Annotated in this window: 2 protein-coding genes; one reads left to right on the top strand and one right to left on the bottom strand. The window is 55.2% G+C overall.

What is annotated here, in order from left to right; genetic code table 11:
• Positions 1-278 (top strand): hypothetical protein (locus EOA79_RS32365; RefSeq protein WP_128293715.1); only part of this gene is annotated, 278 nt, incomplete at its 5' end.
• 179 nt (positions 279-457) lie between these two features.
• Here the strand turns inward: EOA79_RS32365 and EOA79_RS32360 are convergent.
• A partial coding sequence (locus EOA79_RS32360) for an outer membrane beta-barrel protein (RefSeq protein WP_164894088.1) occupies positions 458-685 on the bottom strand: 228 nt, incomplete at its 5' end.

Genomic DNA, 685 nt, shown 5'->3' with positions numbered 1-685 from the left:
GTGCCATGCGGCTTGCCAGTTCCGAGGCGGGGGCGCCGATCACGGCTTTGGCGACCAGTGTTCTTGCCTCAAATCCCGCTTCCATCACACTCAATTTGAAGGACCTTCACTTTCTCAACTCTTCCGGCATCAACCTGCTGGCGAAATTTACAATCGAGGTGCGCAAGCATCCCGATGTTCGACTTGTCGTGCGCGGAACGCCCGACATTCCCTGGCAATCGAAATCACTGCCGAACCTGAAGAAGCTGCATCCCGCTCTGGTGCTTTTGATGAACTAACCTGCTTGTCCGAACTGTCGCGTGTTCTCTCGAAGCTAGTTTCGGCTTCGCTCGTAGAATGCCATCCACATTGCGGGGTTGTTGGCCTTGTCTTCCATGTTTGCAGTTGGATGACTAAAAAGAAAAACCCGCCGGCCATAGCCAACGGGCTTCCCAAATCGCCTCACGCGATCGACGATCTAAAAACGGTAGTTGAGGCTCAGCGACACAGTGTGCGTGCTGGGTTTCACGATCGTCGGTCCCACGGCCGCGCTGTCTTCCGAGAAGTCGTGCTTTGCGAAATGCGAATAGGCGTAGTCGACGCCCACCACCCATTTCTCGTTCAAAGCGTAGTCGGCTCCGAATCCAACCGTCCAGCCGGTGTAGGTACGGTCAAATTTGGCAATCCCGAAACCCGATTCGTAGCC

This window comes from Mesorhizobium sp. M1A.F.Ca.IN.020.03.2.1 (assembly GCF_004023205.1).
Classification (GTDB): domain Bacteria; phylum Pseudomonadota; class Alphaproteobacteria; order Rhizobiales; family Rhizobiaceae; genus Mesorhizobium.
Note: the sequence above shows the minus strand (reverse complement) of the source record. Positions and strands in the feature narration are given on the sequence as shown.